Annotated in this window: 20 protein-coding genes; 14 read left to right on the plus strand and 6 right to left on the minus strand. The window is 71.5% G+C overall.

Annotated elements, in window-relative coordinates; all coding sequences use genetic code 11:
* The first annotated feature begins 15 nt into the window (after positions 1 to 15).
* Positions 16 to 1,353, plus strand: coding sequence for a hypothetical protein (locus tag FLW16_RS35385; RefSeq protein ID WP_142564906.1), 1,338 nt, complete (start codon positions 16 to 18; stop codon positions 1,351 to 1,353).
* Here FLW16_RS35385 and FLW16_RS35390 read toward each other — a convergent pair.
* Genes FLW16_RS35390 through FLW16_RS35400 form a run of 3 tightly spaced genes read right to left on the minus strand, consistent with a single transcriptional unit; the run spans position 1,307 to position 3,563 of the window.
* Positions 1,307 to 2,233: a hypothetical protein gene (locus FLW16_RS35390; RefSeq protein WP_142564907.1), complete on the minus strand. Its 927-nt coding sequence runs from the start codon at positions 2,231 to 2,233 to the stop codon at positions 1,307 to 1,309. The genes FLW16_RS35385 and FLW16_RS35390 overlap by 47 nt on opposite strands.
* Positions 2,230 to 2,907, minus strand: coding sequence for a DUF4352 domain-containing protein (locus FLW16_RS35395; protein ID WP_142564909.1), 678 nt, complete (start codon positions 2,905 to 2,907; stop codon positions 2,230 to 2,232). The genes FLW16_RS35390 and FLW16_RS35395 overlap by 4 nt, the downstream gene beginning before the upstream one ends.
* A complete protein-coding gene (locus FLW16_RS35400; RefSeq protein ID WP_142564911.1) occupies positions 2,907 to 3,563 on the minus strand; it encodes a hypothetical protein in 657 nt (218 codons plus the stop codon). The genes FLW16_RS35395 and FLW16_RS35400 overlap by 1 nt, the downstream gene beginning before the upstream one ends.
* A 145-nt stretch (positions 3,564 to 3,708) precedes the next feature.
* Here FLW16_RS35400 and FLW16_RS35405 point away from each other — a divergent pair, with 145 nt between their 5' ends.
* From FLW16_RS35405 to FLW16_RS35420, 4 genes are all read left to right on the plus strand, one after another.
* Positions 3,709 to 5,637: a hypothetical protein gene (locus tag FLW16_RS35405; RefSeq protein ID WP_142564913.1), complete on the plus strand. Its 1,929-nt coding sequence runs from the start codon at positions 3,709 to 3,711 to the stop codon at positions 5,635 to 5,637.
* Positions 5,638 to 5,763: 126 nt separating this feature from the next.
* Positions 5,764 to 8,853, plus strand: coding sequence for an ATP-binding protein (locus tag FLW16_RS35410; protein ID WP_142564915.1), 3,090 nt, complete (start codon positions 5,764 to 5,766; stop codon positions 8,851 to 8,853).
* Between the two features lie 28 nt (positions 8,854 to 8,881).
* On the plus strand, positions 8,882 to 10,156 hold the full coding sequence (locus FLW16_RS35415) for a MurT ligase domain-containing protein (RefSeq protein ID WP_142564916.1): 1,275 nt from the start codon (positions 8,882 to 8,884) through the stop codon (positions 10,154 to 10,156).
* On the plus strand, positions 10,146 to 10,853 hold the full coding sequence (locus FLW16_RS35420; RefSeq protein WP_142564918.1) for a type 1 glutamine amidotransferase: 708 nt from the start codon (positions 10,146 to 10,148) through the stop codon (positions 10,851 to 10,853). The genes FLW16_RS35415 and FLW16_RS35420 overlap by 11 nt, the downstream gene beginning before the upstream one ends.
* Before the next feature lie 22 nt (positions 10,854 to 10,875).
* On the opposite strand, the gene FLW16_RS35425 is transcribed toward FLW16_RS35420, so the two are convergent.
* A complete protein-coding gene (locus FLW16_RS35425) occupies positions 10,876 to 11,238 on the minus strand; it encodes a DsrE family protein (RefSeq protein WP_142564919.1) in 363 nt (120 codons plus the stop codon).
* 119 nt (positions 11,239 to 11,357) lie between these two features.
* On the opposite strand from FLW16_RS35425, the gene FLW16_RS35430 reads away from it, so the two are divergent.
* The 9 genes from FLW16_RS35430 to FLW16_RS35470 all read left to right on the plus strand — a co-directional run bounded on the left by FLW16_RS35430 (position 11,358) and on the right by FLW16_RS35470 (position 19,777).
* Positions 11,358 to 11,849, plus strand: a complete 492-nt coding sequence (locus FLW16_RS35430; protein WP_142564921.1) for an FABP family protein — start codon at positions 11,358 to 11,360, stop codon at positions 11,847 to 11,849.
* 392 nt (positions 11,850 to 12,241) lie between these two features.
* Positions 12,242 to 12,655, plus strand: coding sequence for a Fur family transcriptional regulator (locus tag FLW16_RS35435; RefSeq protein WP_142564923.1), 414 nt, complete (start codon positions 12,242 to 12,244; stop codon positions 12,653 to 12,655).
* A gap of 84 nt (positions 12,656 to 12,739) precedes the next feature.
* Positions 12,740 to 13,576: an STAS domain-containing protein gene (locus FLW16_RS35440; protein ID WP_260615930.1), complete on the plus strand. Its 837-nt coding sequence runs from the start codon at positions 12,740 to 12,742 to the stop codon at positions 13,574 to 13,576.
* Complete coding sequence (locus FLW16_RS35445; protein WP_185949729.1) at positions 13,576 to 13,941, plus strand: STAS domain-containing protein; 366 nt, start codon at positions 13,576 to 13,578, stop codon at positions 13,939 to 13,941. Before FLW16_RS35440 ends, FLW16_RS35445 begins: the two co-directional genes overlap by 1 nt.
* Complete coding sequence (locus tag FLW16_RS35450; protein ID WP_142564925.1) at positions 13,938 to 14,339, plus strand: ATP-binding protein; 402 nt, start codon at positions 13,938 to 13,940, stop codon at positions 14,337 to 14,339. The genes FLW16_RS35445 and FLW16_RS35450 overlap by 4 nt, the downstream gene beginning before the upstream one ends.
* 1 nt (position 14,340) lies before the next feature.
* Positions 14,341 to 15,342: an ATP-binding SpoIIE family protein phosphatase gene (locus FLW16_RS35455; RefSeq protein ID WP_221891441.1), complete on the plus strand. Its 1,002-nt coding sequence runs from the start codon at positions 14,341 to 14,343 to the stop codon at positions 15,340 to 15,342.
* Positions 15,342 to 17,054 carry an ATP-binding protein gene (locus FLW16_RS35460; protein WP_142564927.1) on the plus strand — a complete coding sequence of 571 codons (1,713 nt, stop codon included), beginning with the start codon at positions 15,342 to 15,344 and terminating at the stop codon, positions 17,052 to 17,054. The genes FLW16_RS35455 and FLW16_RS35460 overlap by 1 nt, the downstream gene beginning before the upstream one ends.
* Positions 17,051 to 18,625 (plus strand): fused response regulator/phosphatase, encoded by a 1,575-nt coding sequence (locus tag FLW16_RS35465; RefSeq protein ID WP_142564929.1) that lies wholly within the window; start codon positions 17,051 to 17,053, stop codon positions 18,623 to 18,625. The genes FLW16_RS35460 and FLW16_RS35465 overlap by 4 nt, the downstream gene beginning before the upstream one ends.
* Positions 18,626 to 18,709: 84 nt before the next feature.
* The gene (locus tag FLW16_RS35470; protein WP_142564931.1) at positions 18,710 to 19,777 is read left to right on the plus strand and encodes a folate-binding protein YgfZ; all 1,068 of its coding nucleotides are present in this window, start codon (positions 18,710 to 18,712) and stop codon (positions 19,775 to 19,777) included.
* Here FLW16_RS35470 and FLW16_RS35475 read toward each other — a convergent pair.
* A complete protein-coding gene (locus FLW16_RS35475) occupies positions 19,740 to 20,303 on the minus strand; it encodes a VanZ family protein (protein WP_142564933.1) in 564 nt (187 codons plus the stop codon). The genes FLW16_RS35470 and FLW16_RS35475 overlap by 38 nt on opposite strands.
* Positions 20,304 to 20,339: 36 nt before the next feature.
* On the minus strand, positions 20,340 to 20,765 hold the full coding sequence (gene dtd, locus FLW16_RS35480; protein WP_142564935.1) for a D-aminoacyl-tRNA deacylase: 426 nt from the start codon (positions 20,763 to 20,765) through the stop codon (positions 20,340 to 20,342).
* Positions 20,766 to 20,767 lie beyond the last annotated feature (2 nt).

The following is a 20,767-nucleotide window of genomic DNA, read 5'->3' on the forward strand; positions in this document are numbered from 1 at the left end:
GATAGCATGCGGCAGGTGTCCGGAACGTCCGCACTTGCCGCCCCTCGCCAGGATGCCGCGCCGCGCCGGGCCTCCTGGACGCTGTCGCCGTACGCGATGCCGCTGAACGCCCTGCGCATCCTCGCCAAATGCGCCCTGCCGCTGATCCTCTGGTTCTCGGCCGGACGGCTCGTGCGGTGGGCGCTGCTCCTGCTGGCCGCGACCGTCTCACACGGCTCGTGGTATCAGGCCCGGCTGGTCCTGACGATGTTCCTCTTCACGCTCGTCGTGATGACGTCCCTCGCCACGACCGTGGGCATGCTGCACGTCGTCCGCGAGGCGCTGCTGGAGACCCAGGCCAGGCGCGCGGGCGGCGAGGCCAAGGAAAGCTTTCTGAACTCGCTCAACCGGACCGCGCTCGTCTTCGCCGGTATCTACACGACCTGGGGGTTCGTCGCCGACGACGCCCGGGAGTTCGCCGGCATCGACATGCTGCGGCAGCCGGACCGGTACGTGCTCGACGCCGGGAGCGGCAACGACAGCGGGGTGGCGGCCGGGCTGCTCAACCTCGATCCGAAGGTCTCCCTGGCGACGATGGCCGTCGCCTACGTGGTCAAGTGGTACTTCGGCCGCCGCCACGAGGCGGGCGAGGGCCGTTTCTCCGGCATGCTCGCCACGTTCGGGGAGCTCTCGTTCGCTTTCTACGGGCTCAACGCGATCGCCGCCGCCGTGGGGGCACGCTCCGACTGGATCGGCCACCGGTCCGCCGTCGCCGCCTGGCACGACTTCGCGGCCAGTGCCGAGGACGGCGTCCCGGGGTGGAAGCAGGCCTCGGAGTGGCTGGGCGACGTCTGGCCGCACGTCGTCGACGCCCTCGCCATCCCGCTCACGTGGCTGACGGTCGGCATCCTGGTCTACGGCGCCTATGCGGAGGACACGCGGACCACGATCAGAGGGACACGCCTGGAGCAGGCGGCGGTCCACCTGGAGCGCACCCACAACTGGACGCGTCTCGCCCTCGCGAAGCTGAGCGCCGGCTGGACCGCTCGATGGATCCCGCTGCTCAACTCCCTGCGCCTGACGGTGCGCGGGGGCGCCCCGCTGTTCGGGCTGTTCGCCCTCTGCTACGTCGGCCTGCACATCGGCGGCGACTATCTTCTCAGGGCCGGTCGCTATCTCACCGCGAGCGAGGAGCCGTATCTGTGGTTCGCGACCGGTGAGCCGGTCGTCTACGTCGTGGACCTGGTCGTGACCCTGGTGACGATGTGCCTGATCGCCGCCACGTTCGACCTGGCCGCGCTGCGGGCGCGGGTGAGGGCGAACGGGGTCACCGGCGGAACCGCAGAACCTGATCGTCCTTCTCCGTCGAGGTGAAGGCGGCCTTCACGAAGTCCGCGGCGGACTGGCCGGGCACGTCCCGATAGGTGCTCGGCCGCAGGACGACCTCGACTTCGTCGGCCACGGAGGGCGGGACCACACCCATCATCTCCAGCCGGTACGGCGTGCCGATCTTGTTGTCCTTCACGTCGGGTGGCGTCTCGTTGTTCACCATCTCCACCTGCCACGTGCGCCCGGCTCGGTCGGTGAACGTGACCTCCGCCGGCTCTCCGTGACGAATGGCGCCTTCGGCGTCGAGTGCGGTCCTGGTCGCCGAGATCTTCAACCACTGGCGGTCGGATCGCTCCGGCTTGCCGGTGGGGTCCTTGATTTTCTCCACGGTGGCCCGCCATGACACGTGCTGCCAGACTCCCGCCTGGCCGGGTGGCACGACATGGACGGTGTAGTCGGGGCGGCCGTACTTGTAGGCCTGGTAGCCGAACAGGGTGGGGGCGCCGACGGCGAGCACGACGGACAGCACGGTGCCCCCCACCAGCAGGCCCGTACGCCGCGCGGGCACAGTGGACACTTCCGCGGACACCTCGGCGGGCGTCTCGGCGGGTGCCTCCGCAGGCGCTTCGGCGGGCGGGGGAACGGGCGCGAGCGCCGCGGGAGGCGGCTGCCGGTTCGTCCGCAGCGCGGGGAAGGGCTGCGTGGACCTGTCCTCCCCTTCGGGCTCCAGAGGCGGCCACACGCGCAGATCCGTCGGCGGCTTCAGCGTGCCGGGGATGGGCACGGAGGGCGGCGCCGTCGGAATGGGCGGGGGAAGGGCTCCGCTGTAGGTGATGTCGGAAGGTTGCTCGGCCGGGGGAGCGAACCAGTCGCGGGCGTCCGGACCTTTCCTCGGCGGGGTTCCGTCCATGGGCGTCTCGGTCATCGGCTCGCGCTCACGAGAGAGTGGTAGTCCTCCGCCTGTGAGATCAGCCGGTCGGCGGCGGCGCCGGACAGGCCCAGGTCGATCTGCGCCTCTGGCGCGTAGTTGTCGCTCACCAGCGGGCTGACGGGAGGAACGAAGACGAGGTCGGCGCCCGGCACCGCGTCTTTGGGCACCTCGAAGACGAGCAGCCCGCTGGACCAGAACCCGGGCTGGATGTACTTGTTGAACAGCGTCAGCGCGTCGTTCACCTTGTCCGTCGGCTGGTAGCGACGGCCGTCCGCCGTCAGGAGGACGGGGGGACCGAGTCTGCTCAGTTTGAAGGGCTCGCGCACGCTCATCGCCGAGACGTCGACCAGGAGGAACAGGTTGCTCGTGGCCACCTTGGTCACCTTGTTGGAGTAGTCCGTGGTGTCCACGGCGCGGGCGGCCGCGACCGACAGGACCTTCACGGTGAAACGCTTGGTCTCCACCGTCTCGCCGATCCTGCCGTTGTAGGTCAGGTAGGAGGTGCGCTGCTCGAAGGACATCGAGAAGTTCTGCTGCGCGTAGACCGCGGCCGCCGCGAGCACGATCCCGGCCACTCCCGCGGCGATCCGCCGCCCCACACCGCGCCTCGGCGGCTTGGCGCGGACCGCGCGACGGGAAACACGGCTCTCCGTCTGTGTGACCGTCATCAGCTGCTCTCCTTCCGTACGGGAAGGGTGATCTGCGTGGCCACCTCGGGCTCGAAGGGGCCCTTGTCGTCCTTGTACGCGCCCGCGAGCATCCAGTCGTGGCCCTGGTTCAGCAGTCCGAGTTGCTCGTAAACGAACGAGCCCACGTCGAGGCTGATCTCCGGAGGTGCGGTCGCGGTGGGCTCGAGTTCGTACTTCACCACGACTGTGGTGGTGATTCCGGGTTGCAGCTGATGACTCTCGACGCCGAGGCTGAGCACGGAAATCTGGGGGCCGTACTTGGTCTTGATCTCCGGACGGGTCCGCAGGAGAGAGCCGGCGAAGGAGCCGAACGGCGAGTACTTCCCTCCGTCCGGGATGACGCCGATCGAGGCGGTCTCCTTGTCCATGTTGGTGACCTTGAGGACGAGCTCCAGGTAGCGCTTGTCGGTGCCGAAGTCGCCCTTCTCGGTGGTGTCGATCGCCTTGATGAACTGGGTGCGGAACTGCCCCTGGTCGATCGTGTCTCCGGGCGACACCGTGGGCGGGGGCTCGTCCGGGGCCTCCTTCAAGCCGCCGAAGGCGGCCGTGACGCCGATGACCACCACGGCCAGCGCGAGGGCGACCGGGACGAGGACCGGGCGTCGTCGGCGGGCGCCATTGGGGGATGACGTCATGGCAAGCGATGGTAGTACGACCACAGTTGCCCCATTGGTCGCAATGGTTCTGTCCCTCGCGCGGAAATACGTCCGAATGGCGAGAAGCACGCCCTGACAGGGCTTCCAGCTCCTACGCTGTGACCGAGGCGGACATGGAGGGCCCGTGGGCGACCCGCACCCCGAGCATGCCCAGTTGCAGGCGGACCGGATCTACCTGGGCTGGCAGTACGCGCTGCTGTACCCGGATCCCGGGCCGCCGCCGAAGCGACCGGCCAGGGAGGACGTCACCGAGCCTCCGGTGGACACCGACACCGAGTGGATCCACCGGGAGCGGCTCCAGAAGGACCTGCTCAACCGCCCGGTCCGGATCTTCCGTACGTTCATGGCCGTGGTGGCCGCGGGGATCCTCGTCCTCGGCGTGACCGGGCTGCTCACCTGGTCGTTCGTCATGCTGGGCCTGGTGGCCGCGGGAGGCGTGGCCGCCATCTGCACCTACGCCATCCGGCAGGGCGACCGTACGGTCAACGAGCGGCTCGACGAGCGCCGCCGCAAGGCGCTGCGGGAGCAGGAGCGCCGCCAGCGGGAGATCGTCACGGCCCAGGAGGAACACGCCGCGAAATACCGCGACTGGGCCGAGAAGAAGAACCGCTTCGACAGGCAGATCACCTGGTACGCCGTGGCGGTGCCCGACGACATCGACCGGGTCGACGTGGCCGGGGGCACGCTGACCGGCTGGTCGGCGCTGGTCACGCTGATCGGCGCGACCCGGCTCTACAGCGGCGGCCACCTGACCGTGCTCGACCTGTCGGAGGGCGCGATCGCCAAGGACCTGATCGAGCTGGCGCGCAGGGGCGGGGACGACCCGCTCGTCTGGGTGCTCCCGGTGGACCTGCCCCGGCTCGACCTGGGCGCGACGCTCAAGCCCGAGGCGTTCGCCGACGTGCTCGCCCACGTGGTGAGCGTCAGCGAGGAGACCAGCAGGGACATCGGCTTCGACAACGCGATCCTGGAGCGCGTGCTCGAGGTCCTGGGCGAGAACGCGACGATCAGCCAGGTCACCGCCGCCCTGCGGGCCCTCGCGCAGGTGGGCGACCCGCGCGACGACATGAAGGGCGGCCTGCTCACGGCGTCGCAGCTCGAACGCATCGGCACGCTGTTCGGCCGGGGCGTGGCCGACCGGGTGGTCATCGAGCGGGCGTGGGCGCTGGAATCGCAGCTGCGCAAGCTGGAGACGCTGGGCTCGCAGGCCGTACGGCTGCCGCCCGCACGGCTGCGGGTCGTCAGCATGGACCGGCAGGCGGGGGTCTTCGGCAACCGGGTGCTCGGGACCTACGTCGCGACCGCGCTCACGCACATCCTGCGCCAGTCGCCGGCCAGCGAGCGGCCCTGGTATCACACGATCATCGTGGCGGGCGCGGACAAGTTGCGCGGCGACGTGCTCGACCGGCTCATGGACGCCTGCGAGACCTCGCGCACCGGGCTCGTGCTGACCTACCGCAGCCTCACCCCGACGGTGCGGGAGCGGCTCGGCCGGGGACACGCGGCGGTCGCGTTCATGCGCCTGGGCAACGCCGAGGACGCCCGGGTGGCCAGCGAGCACGTCGGCACCGAGCACCGCCTGGAGCTCGCCCAGCTCACCGAGACGTTCAGCTCGGCGGTCAACGGCCCGAGCGGCTTCTACACCTCCACCGTCGGCGAGAGCCGTACGGAGGGGGAGGAGAAGAGCGAGGGCGACCTGCGGGAGGACATCACCGAGTCGACCGAGTGGGGACGGCGCGCCCCTACGGTGGCCGACGGGGTCCTGCAGCGGTCGCGGGAGTTCCTGGTCGAGCCGCACCAGCTCCAGCAGCTCCCCACCACCTCCGTGATCGTCACCTACTCGACGGCGGAGGGACGCCAGGTGCGCCTCGCGGACGCGAATCCGGCGATACTCACCTTCCCCAAGACGACGCTGGGGGAGTTCGAGGAGATCCGGCGGGCCGCCCTCGCGCCACCGGAGCCCGAGCCGGAGCCGGAGGAGCCCGTGCTGCCTGACGTGCCCCCCAACCTGGGCCCGCCGCCGCCCCGCCTCGACTGGCGCAAGCGGCCGTGAGCGCTCCCGAAACGCCGTACGCGCCCATGACACCGTCCGCTGTCGGTAAGGGCATCGTCAACCGGGGTGTGCGGGCATGATCGTTGAAGGAGTCTCTCCCCTGTTCGTCGTCACCTGAGGGGTCTGATGCAGCCGTTTCCCCTGAGCGGGCCGTGGTACCGGATTCAGGCGATCACCGCCCCATCGCGTAGTTCGTCCGCGGAGTGGGACTTCGTCACGGTGCTCCCCGCGGTCCTGTCCGCCGCGCAGCGCAACCGGCCGTTCGTCATCGGCTGGCTGTCGCGGGGTTCGGGTGCACCGCTGGAGCTCATCACCAACGCGGGACCGCTCACGCCGCCCAAGCCGCCGAAGCGGGCGGCGACCACGCCGGAGCCGCCGGTCACCGGCCCGCAGCCGCTGCTGTTCCCCGGCGGCGCGCGCGGCGTGGAGATCGGCGACGAGTGGCTGGCCGACCTCGCCGACCTCGTCTGGACGCCGTGCCCGGGCCGTCAGGCCCCGCCGCTCTACGGCAGGCGCGAGCCGGAGCCCGACGAGCCCAAGCGGCCCACGCTGTTCGAGTCGACGCTGGTCACGCTCATGTCCCGGCCGTTCGCGTGGGTGGTGGTCGCCGAGCCGACCGACCTGCTCGACGCCGAGGTGGCCCACCTGCGCACCCAGCTCAACGTGCTGCGCCAGTATGGCGACGCCTCGGAGCGGTCGCGCTTCGACGCCGAGCGGGCCGAGCGCAGGATGCAGGAGCTGGACGCCTTCCGCGAGGCCGGCCTGTGGAACGTCCGGGTGCTCGCCGGCGCGGCCGGCCCCGACGAGCTGCGCCAGATCGCGCCGGTGCTGGTCGGGTCGGTGGAGATGAGCCACCACCCCTACCGGCTGCGCAGCGCGATGTCGCTGCCCGCCCTGAGCGGCGACGGCACCTGCGAGTCGGTGTACGGCTTCAACGAGGCGCTGGCCGTCAACCTGCAGGATTCCGCCGACGGGGCGGCGGCGCCGTTCGCGGCGACGGCCGGGGCGCTCGCCGCGCTCGCCGGGCTGCCGCGCCGTGAGGTGCCGGGCGTCCGGGTGCTCGACGCGGGCTTCTTCGACGTGACGAGCGAGACCGAGGTCGAGGGCTCGGCGGAGACCGTCGACCTCGGCGCGATCGTCGACGGGCAGGACCGCGCCGTCGGAACGTTCCGGGTGCCGCTGGCCACGCTGAACCGCCACGCCTTCATCACGGGCGCCACCGGCTCCGGCAAGTCGCAGACCGTGCGTCACCTGCTCGAACAGCTCACCAAGGCGGGCATCCCGTGGCTGGCGATCGAGCCGGCCAAGTCGGAGTACGCCGCGATGGCCGGCCGGGTCGAGCACCTGGCGCCGCTGACCGTCATCAACCCCTCGGCGCCCGACAACGTGCCGATCAGCGTCAACCCGCTCGCGCCCGAGCCCGGCTACCCCGTGCAGGCCCACATCGACATGGTCAGGGCGCTGTTCATGGCGGCGTTCGACGCAGAGGAGCCGTTCCCGCAGATCATGTCGCTGGCGTTGCAGCGCGTCTACGAGGCCAACGGCTGGGACGTGGTCACCGGGGGCGGCATCCCGGGGGCCGCCGTGCAGCCGGCCGTACCGACCCTGGAGCAGCTCCAGCAGCACGCGCTCGAGGTCATCCAGGAGATCGGGTACGGCAACGAGGTCCAGGCCGACGTCGAGGGCTTCATCAGCCTGCGGCTGCGCAGCCTGCGCGTGGGCAGCGCGGGCCGGTTCTTCGAGGGCGGCCACCCGGCCGACATCGGCGGCCTGCTCCAGCGCAACGTCGTGCTCGCGATCGAGGACGTGGCCAACGACGAGGACAAGGCGTTCCTCATGGGCACGCTCATCATCCGCATCGTCGAGCACCTGCGGATGCGCGCCCGCTCCGAACCGCGGGCCGAGGACGGCGTCGGCGGCCTGCGGCACGTCATCGTCATCGAGGAGGCCCACCGGCTGCTGCGCGACCGGGGCTCCCAGCGGGCCTCCACGCACGCCGTCGAGTTGCTGGCCGGGATGCTCGCCGAGATCAGGGCGTACGGCGAGGGCATCATCGTGGCCGAGCAGATCCCGACCAAGCTCGTCTCCGACGTGGTGAAGAACACCGCGCTCAAGGTCGTGCACCGGCTCCCGGCCGAGGACGACCGCGCGCTCGTCGGCGCGGCCATGAACCTGAGCGAGGACCAGTCACGTCAGGTGGTGTCCCTCCAGCCGGGTTTCGCCGCGGTGTTCGCCGACGGCATGGACCGCCCGCTGCGCGTCCAGGTGCCGCTGGGCGAGGACCGCGAGCGCGAGACGCTCGGCCCCGTGCCGCCGATCTGCGGGCGCCGCTCGGCCGCCTGCGGGCGCGAGTGCCGTACGGGGAAGGCGTGCACGCTGGTCGAGTTGCGCGAGGCCGACCTGCTCGCGGTGGCCCCGGAGTGGGCGTGGCTGCGGATCTGGACCGACACGGTCGTCCTGGCGTTCGTGACGAACCGGTCGCTGCCGGGCGTGCCGCGCGTGCTCGCCGACATCTGGGCGGAGCTGCCGGCCAAGCGGCGCGAGTGCCTGCTGGCCACGCTGGTCGAACGGTCGGTCGCGCGCCGCGCCTGGTCGCTGCGGACGTGGTTCGACCCCGCGCTGCTCACCGAGAAGGCCGCTGAGGTCGCCGCCGGGCTGCTGGCGGCGGGCCAGGCGGACGGTGGGGAGAGCGAGCCGCCGATGCGGGCGGGCGAGCGGCCGGGCGCGGCCTGGGTGATCCCGCAGGTCCGCTGGCTCCACGAGGTGGACCGGCTGTTCCCGTTCGGGCATCCCGCGCCGAACCTGCGCAGCGCGGCGCCGGCGATGGAGTATCCGCTGTTCGGCACCGACCCCGCCGGCCGGCCGTACCCGCACCAGGGGGTCAACGGCGCCGAGCCGGCCGAGGGCGGGGTCGCGGTCGGCGTGCGCACCGAGCTGCTCGGCCATCGGGCCAAGGCGCTGCGCCACCACCCGCTGTCGATGGAGGTGGATCGCAACCGCGCCCTGGCGTGGCGGGTCATCCTGGGCGACGACGAGCACGAGGGCATCCAGCGCGACGTGACGACGGTCGCCATCGGGGTCGAGCCGCGCGAGCGGGTCAAGTACGTGGCCCAGACGATGAGCGCGGGCTGGCTGGAGACCGTGCTGTCCTGGCCACGCCGGTTCGTCCTGCCGTTCGACGGCGACACCCCCGCGGAGCTGTCCTTCGGATCGTGACATGCACGCGGCCGACTAGGATCGCGGCATGAGTCAGCTTCCGTTGCGGGCGCAGCTCGCCAGCGCCCTGGGCCGCACGGCCGCGACGCTGTCCAGGGCCACCGGGCGTGGCGACGGCTCGGTGATCGGCGGCAGGGTCGGTCTCATGCTGGAGCCCGACCTGCTGCGCAAGCTCGCGGCCGACCGCAAGCTCGTCCTGGTCAGCGCCACGAACGGCAAGACCACGACGACGCGTCTGATCACCTCGGCGCTGCAGGAGCTCGGCGACGTGGCGACGAACGCCTTCGGCGCCAACATGCCCGCCGGGCACGTGTCGGCCCTCGCCTCCAACAAGGACGCGCCGTACGGCGTGCTGGAGGTCGACGAGAAGTACCTCCCCGAGGTCCTCGACACGACCAACGCCGGCATCCTCTGCCTCATGAACCTGAGCCGCGACCAGATGGACCGGGCCGGGGAGATCTGGCTGCTGGCCCAGAAGTGGCGCCGCGCACTCGCGGGCCGGCCCGCCCACGTGATCGCCAACTGCGACGACCCGCTGGTCACCTGGGGCGCGTCCACCGCCGCCCGGGTCACCTGGGTGGCGGCGGGGCAGCGCTGGCGCGAGGACTCCTGGTGCTGCCCGGAGTGCGGCGGCCCGCTCGACCGCGCCGGGTTCGGCAACGGCGGTCAGGGCCTCACCGCGGCGCAGATGGCCGACACCAACTGGGCGTGCCGCGAGTGCACCTTCCACCGGCCCGAGCCCAGCTGGGTGCTCGACGGGGAGTACGTGACCGACCCCCGGGGACAGCACTGGCGCCTGGATATCCAGCTTCCCGGCCAGGCCAACCGGGCGAACGCCGCCATCGCGCTGGCGGTCGCCGAGACGCTCGGCCTCGACCCCGGCCGGGCGCTGCCCAGGCTGCGTATGGTCACCTCCGTCGCCGGGCGTTACACGACCGTCGAGCGGGACGGCCGGTCGCTGCGGCTGCTGCTGGCCAAGAACCCGGCCGGCTGGCTGGAGGCGTTCGACGTCGCCGACCCGGCGCTGCCGATCATCCTGTCGGTGAACGCGCAGGGGCCGGACGGCCGCGACACCTCCTGGCTGTGGGACGTCGACTATCGCATCCTGCGCGGCAGGCCCGTCCTCGTCACCGGCGAGCGCCGCCTCGACCTCGCGCTGCGGCTGGCCGTGGCGGGGGTCCCCTTCCAGCTCTGCGATTCGTTCGAGCAGGCGGTGGGCCTCCTCGCGCCCGGCAAGATCGACGTGATCGCCAACTACACCGCGTTCCAGCAGATCCGAGCGGAGTTCGGCCGTGCAGTCTGAATTGTCCATCGTCTGGATCTATCCCGACCTCCTCAGCACGTACGGAGACCAGGGCAACGTCCTGGTGCTGGAGCAGCGGGCCCGGGCCCGGGGCATCCGGACCAGGACCGTCCACGTGCGGTCGTCCGACCCCGTGCCGCAGCAGGGCGACGTCTACCTGATCGGCGGCGGCGAGGACCGGCCGCAGATCCTCGGGGCCGAGCGGCTGCGCCGCGACGGCGGCCTGCACGCCGCGATCCAGCGCGGCGCGGCCATGCTGGCGGTCTGCGCCGGCTACCAGATCATGGGCACGGTGTTCGGCGGCGAGGAAGGGCAGCCCGTGCCCGGTGTCGGGCTGCTGGACATCAGCTCGGGGCGGGGCGAGCGGCGCGCCGTCGGCGAGCTGGCCGCCGAGGTCGACCCCGCCCTGGGGCTGCCCACACTGACGGGCTTCGAGAACCACATGGGCGTGACCAGGCTCGGTCCCGGCGTGCGCCCGCTTTCGCGGACCATGGTCGGCGTCGGCAACGGCGACGGCACGGAGGGCTGCTACGCGGGCCGCGTCATCGGCACCTACCTGCACGGGCCGGCGCTCGCCCGCAACCCCGCCCTGGCCGACCTGCTGCTGAGCTGGGTCACCGGACCGCTGCCCCCGATCGACGACAGCTGGTATCAGGCGCTGCGCGACGAACGCCTGCGCGCGGTGCTGCCGAGCTGACCTCTCGGCAGATCCCGGCCGGTCAGTAGATCAGCGCCTGCACGCCCTCGCCCAGGGCCTCCTCGACGAACGTGGAGGCCCCGGCGATGCGCACGCCGTCGATCACGTCGTCCACGGTGATGCCCCGGCGGGCGGCGCACTGGGTGCACAGCGTGACCCTGCCCGCGGCGAGCACGGCGTCGAGCATGTCCTCAAGCGGGGCGGCCTCGGCCAGGGCGAACTCCTTGGCCCGTCCCGGCAGCGCGAACCACGAGGACTCGCCGGTCAGCCACAGCGAGACCGGGACACCGCTCGCCAGCGCGGCCGCCGCGACCGTGAACGCCTGGTTGCAACGCTCCGGGGCGTCCGCCCCGGCCGTGACCTTGATGACCAGTGATCGTGCCATAGCTGGCAGCCTAGTCCGCCGGGGTCGCCGGCGTGCCGCCGCATGCCGTACAAGTTGGGCAATCGGCGCATGCCACGCGTGGTGCGAGGGGCCGCTCGCGCGCCTCTAAGCTCGTCTTCATGGACGTACATCCCGACCTCGAGCCGATCGCCTTCCTCCTGGGCCGCTGGGAGGGGGCCGGGGTGATCGGCTATCCCACCATGGAGAGCGCCAACTTCGGCCAGGAGATCGTCTTCGGCCACAACGGGAAGCCGTTCCTGACCTATCAGAGCCGCACGTGGCTGCTCGACGCCGAGGGCAACAAGGTCCGGCCTCTGTCCACCGAGACGGGGTTCTGGCGGATCCAGCCCGAGCGTCAGATCGAAGTGTGCCTCGCCCACCCGACCGGCATCGTGGAGATCTACGTGGGGGAGGTCGTCTTCCACAAGATCGAGCTGCGTACGGACGTGGTCGCGCGGACCACGACGGCCAAGGACTACAACGCGGGCCACCGGCTCTACGGCCTGGTCAACGGCAACCTCATGTACGCCTACGACATGGCGGCGATGGGGCACCCGCTGCAGTCGCACGCCTCGGCGGAGCTCAAGCGGGCCGGCGACTTCGAGGAGTAAGGGGAAAAGAAAGAACCCCGGGCGCGCTCCGCCTCCTGAAGAGGCGGGCCGGCTGGACCATGGCCGGGGACGAAAGTCGTCCACGGCCGCCGGCTGCCCGGGGTTCCGGTGTCTGTCGAGGATTCGCCGGGACGTCGTACGACATCCAGACGGAAGGTCCAGATGGACGAGTCCTAGCGGACAGCCACCTCGCTAGCCCAAGAATGATCAACCATTGTTTGGACCACCTCCCTTCTGCGTGCCTTCACGCTATGCGAGGGCCCCGGGCGCGGGCAAACGATTAATGCGATGAAGTTCGAGCCCCTCCCGCGACAACCGGGGAGACCTCGGGGGGCGACGAGGGAGCGGCCGACGTAGGGCATGTTCCGGCGGGCACGACTTACACTCTGGGCATGGCCGAGACTTGGCACGAGGAGCTGCGGGCCCGCGGCTACCGGATCACCCCCCAGCGCCAGCTCGTGCTGGAAGCGGTCACCGAGCTGGGGCACGCCACGCCCGAGGACATCTGCTCCCGCGTGCAGCAGACGGCCAGGGGTGTCAACATCTCGACGGTCTACCGGACCCTTGAGCTCCTGGAGGAGCTCGGGCTGGTCACCCACACCCATCTCGGCCACGGCGCTCCCACCTATCACCTCGCCTCCGAGGCCGACCACGTCCACCTCGTCTGCCGGGGGTGCGGCGAGGTCACCGAGGTGCCCCCGGAGACGGTGGACGGCCTCGTCTCGGCCCTCGACACCGAACTGGGCTTCGCCACCGATGTCCGTCATCTCACCGTATTTGGCCATTGCCGCAAATGCCGTCTTTGACTAACGTGGGGTGTTTTGGGGGCTATGTCCCGGGACCGGTAGCGTGACGAGTGGCGCACCACGCCGATTCGTCAGGAGATGAGGGTGACCGTTCCCGCGGAGGCCGCCAGGCGGCGCATAGTCGAGCTTTTCATGTCCAGCGAGGAGCGGTTGCTCCAGCGGTGGGCCCAATTGTCCGGAGCGTCTCGCGACGAACTCCGTGACCTCTACCAGGCGTTGCGCGCCGCGCTCAGCAGCGAGGACGGAGACTTCGCCGACGTACGCGGGCTGCTCGCCGAACTTTCCCGCGCCCGCGTCCGGCAGGGGCACACGCCCTCCGACACCGCGCGGCTCGTGTTCTCGCTCAAGGAGGCGTTGTACGAGGTGGCCGAGGACGACGGCGGCCCGGACGCGTTGCGCGGGTTCGTATGGTTCTCCCGGCTCGTCGACGACCTCGGCCTGTACACCTTCGAGACCTACACCGCCGCTCGCGAGAAGATCATCTTCGACCAGGCCGAGCAGCTGCTCGAGTTGTCGACGCCGGTGGTGAAGCTGTGGGAGGGCATCGTCGCCGTGCCGCTAGTCGGCACGCTCGACTCGGCCCGCACCCAGGTCGTCATGGAGAAGCTGCTCCAGACCCTGGTCGACACGGGCTCGGAGCACGCGGTCATCGACATCACCGGCGTGCCCGCCGTCGACACGCAGGTCGCGCAGCACCTGCTCAAGACCGTCGTCGCGGCCCGCCTGATGGGCGCGGAGTGCGTCATCTCCGGCATCCGCCCGCAGATCGCGCACACGATCGTCACGCTGGGCATCGAGTTCGGCGACATCGTCACCAAGGCCTCGCTGGCCGACGCTCTCGCGTACGCACTCGGGCGGAGCGGCGTGGAGATCACGGGCGCCGCGCGGACGCGGGTCGCGGTCAGGGCGGAGCGCGCCTGATGGAACGCGTGCCGATTCTCAAGCTCGGCGACATCCTGATCGTCTCGATCCAGATCGACCTGGACGACCAGAGCGTGCTGGCCCTGCAGGAGGACCTGGCAGACACGGTGGTCTCCTCGGGAGCGCGAGGGGTCATCATCGACATCACGGCCGTGGAGATCGTCGACTCGTTCATCGGCCGCATGTTCTCCACGATCGCCGCGATGACCCGCATGCTCGACGCGGAGACCGTGGTGGTCGGCATGCGTCCCGCGGTGGCGATCACGCTGGTCGAGCTGGGGCTGTCGCTCGGCGGCGTGCGCACGGCTCTCAACCTGGAGAAGGGCGTCGCGATGCTGGAGCACGTCAGGGGCGCCGCGGGGTGAGCGCGCCCCGGGAGCTGCCCATCGCCACCAACGGTGACGTCGTAGTCGTACGTCAGCAGGTCAGAAGCCTCGCGGCCGAGATAGGGCTCTCCCTGGTCGACCAGACGAAGATCGTGACTGCCGCCAGCGAGCTCGCCAGGAACGCCCTCGTGCACGCCGGGGGAGGCCGGGTGCTGATCGAGGTGCTCGAGGGCGTGCGGCGGCCGGGCCTGCGGCTCGTCTTCACGGACGAGGGGCCGGGCATCCCGGACCTCGATCAGGCGCTGACCGAGGGCTGGAGCACCGCCGGGGGGCTGGGACTCGGGCTGAGCGGATCGCGGCGGCTCGTGGACGAGTTCGACCTCGTCTCCGCGCCCGGCGAGGGCACCCGCGTGACGGTGACCAAGTGGGCCCGGTGACATGACCATGACGCACCGGTACGAGGACGTCTGGGTGTCCACCGCCGATCCGAGTGTGATCGGCGCGGTGCGCAGGACGGCGGTCGCCTTGGCCACGGCCTCCGGGTTCGACCAGAACCGCACCGGCCAGGTCGCGGTGGCGGTGACCGAGGCGGTCTCGAACCTGGTCAAGCACGCGGTGGAGGGTGCCGTGCTCGTGCGCCCCCACCTGGAGCGGCCTGGCGCGGTCGAACTCGTGGCCGTCGACAAGGGCCCCGGGATCGCCGACCTCGGCCGCGCCCTGCGGGACGGCTACTCCACCTCCGGCACGCTCGGCATCGGTCTCGGCGCGATCGCCCGCATGGCCACCGGCTGGGACGTCTACTCGGTGCCCGGCAGGGGCACCGTGCTGGTCCTGCACTTCACCGCGGACGGCCTGCCCGGGCCGCCGCTGCGGGTGAGCGGGCTGCGCCGTCCCATCGGTGAGGAGAGCGTGTGCGGCGACTCCTTCGCCTTCGCCGACGACGGCGACGCGATCAGCCTGCTGGTCTGCGACGGGCTCGGCCACGGCGGCCTCGCCGCGCACGCCTCCCGCGAGGCCGTGCGGATCTTCATGGAGGACCCGCACGCCCTTCCTGCCGTCGCCCTCGAACGCCTGCACCGGGGGCTGGGCCACACCCGGGGCGGGGCGGTCGCGGTGGTGCGGGTCGGCCGTGAGAGCGTCACGTTCGCCGGGCTGGGCAACATCTCGGGCTGGATCGCCCACGCCGAAGGCCGCCAGGGGATGATCTCGCTGCCCGGCATCGCCGGGCACAAGGGCAGGCGTCCCCGGCAGTACGAGTACGCGCTGCCGCCGCACGCCACGGTGGTGCTCCACTCCGACGGTCTCACCGACCGCTGGGACCCCGCTTCCTTCCCCGGACTGTTCGCCCATTCCCCGGCCGTGGTGGGCGCGACCCTGCTGCGCGACGCGGGCAGCCGCAGGGACGACGCCTGCGTCGTGACCGTCAAACAGGGGCAGTGATGGGCGAGGTGCTCACCCGCGCGGAGATCTGCAGGGACCAGGACGTCTTCGCCGTACGGCAGCTGGGCCGCCAGATCGCCGAACTCGTCGGGCTGGAATCCCAGGACCAGATCCGGGTGGCGACGGCGCTCAGCGAGATCGGCCGTGAAACGCTGGCGCGGGGCGCCGGGAGCGCGGTCGTCTTCGACCTGCGTGAGGACCGGCTGGTCATCACCGTGGACTATCGCGACGGCGCCGACGTTCGGGAGAGCGAGGGCGTGAAGCTGGCCGGTCGCATGGTCGACGAGATCGCGCTGTCGGCCGAGGACGGACGCGTCACGCTGGTGAAGCGGGTCCCCGGGCACCGCAGCCGCCGGCCGCTCGACGGCATCCGCGAGGAGCTGGCCCGTCTCTCGCCTCCCACGGCGGCCCTGGACGTGCTGCGTGAGCAGAACAGGGAGCTGGCCGGCACCCTGGAGGAGGTGCTCCGGCTCAACGCGGAGCTGGCCGAGACCAACCAGGGCGTCCTGGCGCTCTACAACCAGCTGTCGACCGAGCTGGAGGAGACCAACCGCGGCGTCGTGGCGCTCTACGCCGAGCTCGACGAGAAGTCGTCCCAGCTCCGGCAGGCGGCCGAGGCCAGGCAGCGGTTCTGGGCCAGCGTGAGCCACGAGCTGCGGCTGCCGCTGACCTCGATCATCGGGCTGGTCCGGCTGCTGCTCGGCTCCGGCGCGGAACCGCTCAGCGAGGAGCAGGCGCACCAGATCACCCTCATCGGCACTTCCGCGGAGACCCTGCTGGCGCTGGTGGGAGAGCTGCTCGACCTGGCCAAGGCCGAGTCCGGTCGGCTGGACCCGCAGCCGTCGATGGTGGACGTGATCGCCCTGGCCGAGGAGCTGCACATGACGCTCCAGCCCACCGGGCGGGCCGACGGGGTCACGCTGTCGGTCGACGTGTCGGACGAGATCGGCGAGATGTTCGTCGACGAGACCATGCTGACCACCATCCTGCGCAACCTGCTGTCGAACGCGCTGAAGTTCACCGAGTATGGCGAGGTGCGGCTGACGGCCGTCGTGGACCCCGCGATGGCCGAGGTCGTCTTCACCGTCGCCGACACCGGCGTGGGCATTCCCCCCGAGCACCTGGAGCGCGTTTTCGAGGAGTTCTTCCAGGTGCCCGGGTCGCTGCAGCTCAAGACGAAGGGCACCGGTCTCGGCCTGCCGTATGCGCGGAGGCTGACGGAGGCGCTCGGCGGCACGCTGGACCTGGCGAGCAGGCCGGGCGAGGGCACCACGGCCACGCTTCGGGTGCCGCACCGGATGGCCACTCCGGAGGTGGGCCGGGTGCTCGTGGCCGACGACGACGCGGGCTTCCGCGCGGTGGCCCGGCGGATGCTCTTCGGCTTCGCGGACGGGGTGGACGAGGCGGCCGACGGAGTCGAGGCCCTGAACCTGATGCGTGAGCGGCCCCCTGATGTGGTCCTGGTCGACCTCCTCATGCCGCGCCTGGACGGCACGGCGCTGCTGCACCGGATGGCCGAGGACGACGTCCTGCGGGGGATCCCGGCGGTCGTCGTGTCGGTGGTGTCCGAGCAGCCGGGAGCGTCTCACCCGGTGCTGTCGAAGCACGGGTTGCGCAGGGACCAGCTTCTGGAGGCGATCAGGGAGGCCGTACGCGACAAGGCCGGACGAGACGCCGGGAGCGTGGAGGACGACAGGGGGTGGGGCTCGTGATTGACGCCGCAGCGACGGTGCTGGTCGTCGACGACGTCCCCACCAAGCGCTACATCCTGGCGAGCTGGTTGCGCCGTGGCGGGCACCGGGTCGTCGAGGCCGGCGGCGGCGAGGAGGCGCTGGCCGTCGTCGCCGCGCTCAAGCCCGACCTCGTCATCCTCGACGTACGGATGCCCGACGTGAGCGGCATCGAGGTGTGCGAGAAGATCAAGGCGGACCCGGAGACCGCCTCGATCCCGGTGATCCAGGTGTCCGGAAACGCCGTCACCCCGGCCGACCGCGCCGAGGGGCTGGAGCGCGGAGCCGACGCGTACCTGTCGGAGCCGATCCAGCCCGACGAGTTCGCCGCGACGGTGCGGGCGACCCTGCGCTACTACCGGGCGCGGCAGCGTGCCGAGCGGATGGCGGCCAGGCTGAGCGAGCTGGCCGAGATCACGCTGGAGATGAACCAGGCGGAGGACTTCGAACGGCTCCTGTCGGTGGCCGCCGAGGGCTGCTCCCGCCTGCTGGAGCGCTACTCGCGGGTGCTGGCGGTCCCGGCGGACGGGAGAGTGCGCAGGTTCTCCGCCCGGCCGGGGGAGCGCGCGGCGGCGAGGCTGGTCCATCCCGACACCCTGGAGCGCCTGAGCACCATCTCCATCGGGGCGTCCCCCGGAGTGCAGACGTTCGAGATCGACAACGCGACCTGGGCCCGCGTCGTCCCCGACAGCGACGTCGTCGCGCGCGTGTCGGGCATGCTGTGCCGTACGAAGACGGGCCGGCCGCCGGTGTTCCTCGGGGTGGAGACGGACTCGCCGCTCGACGGCGAGGAGCTGAGCCTGCTGCGGCAGCTCGGCCAGGCGCTGGCGCTGGCGGTCGACGCGGCCCGTGCCTACGCGGAGGAGCACACGATCGCGCTCACGTTGCAGCGCAGCCTGCTGCCCGCCGAGATCCCCAGCATCCCCGGCCTGCGGATCAGCGTGCGCTACCAGCCGGCGGTGGACAACGTGGAGGTGGGCGGCGACTTCTACGAGGTGCTGCCCCTCGGCGATCGGGTCCTGGTCGCGCTCGGCGACGTGCAGGGCCACTCGCTGCACGCCGCCACCGTGATGGCGGAGCTGCGCAACGCGCTGCGGGCGTCGGTCATCGACGCCGTCGATCCCGCCCGGTCGATGAGCCTGCTCAACGCCGTCCTGCGGCGCTACCACCCCGGCATGACGGCGACCGTCTGCCTGATGCTGATCGATCCCGCGACGGGGGAGAGCGAGATCGTCAACGCCGGCCACATCCCGCCGCTGCTGGCCGGGAAGGGGGCGGCCTACCACCGGTTCGGCAACCTGTTGCTCGGCGTGGCCCACGAGTGGTATCGGGTGGACCGGGTCCGGCTGCCCGAGAACGCCACCGTTCTGATGTTCACCGACGGGTTGATCGAGGACCGCGACAAACTGCTCGACGAGAGCCTGGAGATCGCCCGGCAGCAGGCCGAGGACGTGAACGACGACCTGGAGGGCTTCTGCGACCGGCTGATCGCCACCTTCGGTGCCCGCGAGGACGACGTGGCGCTGGTCGCCGTCCGCCGCGTGCCGTTCTGAGGCGTCGTCCACAGGCCGAGCGTCGTCCACAGGTGGGCCTGCCGCCGCCACATCGGCTGTGCGGGACCGAATAGCCTTTAACGCATGCGGAGCCCTTTGCTTGACACACCCGGCGCGGTGGCCGCGCAGGCGCCGGACGAGACGGTCGCGGCCCACTACGGCGATCCCTATGCCGAGCAGCGTGCGCTGGCCGGCGGGCGGGCGCTGGTCGACCGGAGCAACCGCGAGGTCGTGCGGATCACCGGGCCCGACCGGCTGAGCTGGCTCAACAGCCTCAGCTCGCAGAAGCTCGACACGCTCCAGCCGGGCGCGCCCACCCAGACGCTGCTGCTCGACCCGCAGGGCCGCGTCGAGCACCACCTCACGCTCGTGGACGACGGCGAGGCCGTGTGGGCCCACGTGGAGCCGGGCACCTCGGCCGAGCTGGTCGCCTTCCTGGAGAAGATGCGGTTCATGCTGCGTGTCGAGGTCGCCGACGTCACCTCGGACTACGCGGTGGTCTCCCTCGCCCCGCCTACTCCGGACGAGAGCGCCGAGGCGCTCGGCGTGACCGTGGAAGGAGCCGTCGCGATCGGCGGCGACCTGCTCGTGCCGCGCGAGCGGCTGGGCGGCCTCCCGGACGCGCTGGGCCTGCGTCCCGCCGGTCTGTGGGCCTACGAGGCGCTGCGCATCGCCGCGTACGTGCCCAGGCTCGGGTTCGAGACCGACCACAAGACGATCCCCCACGAGATCGGCTGGATCGGCGTGGCCGTGCACCTCAGCAAGGGGTGCTACCGGGGCCAGGAGACGGTCGCCCGGGTGCACAACCTCGGCCACCCACCCCGCCGCCTGGTCTTCCTGCACCTCGACGGCAGCGTGGACGAGCTGCCCCCGCACGGCGCCGCGGTGACCCTCGGCGTCGGCACGCCGGTCGAGGCCGAGCCGGAGGCCGCCGTGGAGGGCTCCGCCGAGCCCGGGCAGATCGGCTTCGTGGGCTCGTCGGCCCGCCACCACGAGCTGGGCCCGATCGCCCTCGCGGTCGTGAAGCGGACGGTGCCGGTGGACATCGACCTGCTGGCCGGCGGTGTGGCGGCGGGCCAGGAGATCGTGGTGCCGCCGGACGCCGGGCGCAACGTCAAGATCGACCCTGCCCTCCGCCGCCGCATCCGTTAGGAGCTTCCTGACGGCGGGCCCACCACCTGCGGGTGCACAGGGCCGCGAGCACTGCGCCCGCCGCGTTGAGGATCACGTCGTCCACGGAGCTCACCCGCCCGAGCCGCAGGCCGTACTGGAGGATCTCGACGCCGAGTGAGGCGGTGGCCGCGACGGCGGCCACCGCCGCGAGCGAGGCGAAGCGCGCGGAGCGGACCGGGAGCATCGCGCCGAGCGCGGCGAAGACCAGCAGGTTGCCGCCGATCTGCACGACCGCCGCTCCCGGCGACAACCGCGTGACCTGGCCCGCCAGGTCCACCAGGGGGACGAGGTGCACGCCGTCCTCCGTTCCCGGCGTGAGGATCATCCAGATCCAGGGCGCGGTCGCGGCCACCATGACGACGTCGGCGACGGCGGTGCGGAGGGGAGCGGGATGTCCCCGGCGCGTGCGGCGGCGGGCGAGAAGCAGGACGGCGAGGGCGGCCACGGGAACGGCGCAGACGGTCGCGATGACGACGTGTCCCCATGTGCTCCACGCCTCCCGCATCCGATCATGATGGCAGGCCGGGGGAGACCGTGGCGGTCAGACGTCCAGGACGAGGGTGATCGGGCCGTCGTTGGTGAGGGTGACCTTCATGTCGGCGCCGAAGACGCCCGTCTCCACCCGTGCGCCGAGCTCCCGGAGCTCGGCCACCACGGCCTCCACGAGGGGCTCGGCCACCGGGCCGGGCGCGGCGGCCTGCCAGGTGGGCCTGCGGCCCCTGCGCGCGTCGCCGTACAACGTGAACTGGCTGATCACCAGCAGCGGCGCGCCGATATCGGAGCAGGACTTCTCGCCGTGCAGGATGCGCAGTCCCCACAGCTTGGCGGCGAGCCTGGCCGCCTCGGCCCGCCCGTCGGTGTGGGTGACGCCCACGAGCACGAGCAGGCCGGGTTCGTCGATGGCGCCGACGACCTGACCCTCCACCACAACGGACGCGGAGCTGACCCGCTGAACGACCGCACGCATGG

The sequence above is a fragment of the Microbispora sp. KK1-11 genome, from assembly GCF_006874435.1.
In the GTDB taxonomy this organism is placed as follows: Bacteria; Actinomycetota; Actinomycetes; order Streptosporangiales; family Streptosporangiaceae; genus Microbispora; species Microbispora catharanthi.

Excerpts from the sequence above, each read along its gene's own strand:
- FLW16_RS35435 (WP_142564923.1), top strand. The coding sequence starts at position 12,242 with ATGGCCGAGACTTGGCACGAGGAGCTGCGGGCCCGCGGCTACCGGATC.
- FLW16_RS35475 (WP_142564933.1), bottom strand. The coding sequence starts at position 20,303 with ATGCGGGAGGCGTGGAGCACATGGGGACACGTCGTCATCGCGACCGTC.
- FLW16_RS35415 (WP_142564916.1), top strand. The coding sequence starts at position 8,882 with ATGAGTCAGCTTCCGTTGCGGGCGCAGCTCGCCAGCGCCCTGGGCCGC.
- FLW16_RS35470 (WP_142564931.1), top strand. The coding sequence starts at position 18,710 with ATGCGGAGCCCTTTGCTTGACACACCCGGCGCGGTGGCCGCGCAGGCG.
- FLW16_RS35400 (WP_142564911.1), bottom strand. The coding sequence starts at position 3,563 with ATGACGTCATCCCCCAATGGCGCCCGCCGACGACGCCCGGTCCTCGTC.
- FLW16_RS35410 (WP_142564915.1), top strand. The coding sequence starts at position 5,764 with ATGCAGCCGTTTCCCCTGAGCGGGCCGTGGTACCGGATTCAGGCGATC.
- FLW16_RS35455 (WP_221891441.1), top strand. The coding sequence starts at position 14,341 with ATGACCATGACGCACCGGTACGAGGACGTCTGGGTGTCCACCGCCGAT.
- FLW16_RS35430 (WP_142564921.1), top strand. The coding sequence starts at position 11,358 with ATGGACGTACATCCCGACCTCGAGCCGATCGCCTTCCTCCTGGGCCGC.
- dtd (WP_142564935.1), bottom strand. The coding sequence starts at position 20,765 with ATGCGTGCGGTCGTTCAGCGGGTCAGCTCCGCGTCCGTTGTGGTGGAG.
- FLW16_RS35390 (WP_142564907.1), bottom strand. The coding sequence starts at position 2,233 with ATGACCGAGACGCCCATGGACGGAACCCCGCCGAGGAAAGGTCCGGAC.
- FLW16_RS35445 (WP_185949729.1), top strand. The coding sequence starts at position 13,576 with ATGGAACGCGTGCCGATTCTCAAGCTCGGCGACATCCTGATCGTCTCG.
- FLW16_RS35395 (WP_142564909.1), bottom strand. The coding sequence starts at position 2,907 with ATGACGGTCACACAGACGGAGAGCCGTGTTTCCCGTCGCGCGGTCCGC.
- FLW16_RS35460 (WP_142564927.1), top strand. The coding sequence starts at position 15,342 with ATGGGCGAGGTGCTCACCCGCGCGGAGATCTGCAGGGACCAGGACGTC.
- FLW16_RS35425 (WP_142564919.1), bottom strand. The coding sequence starts at position 11,238 with ATGGCACGATCACTGGTCATCAAGGTCACGGCCGGGGCGGACGCCCCG.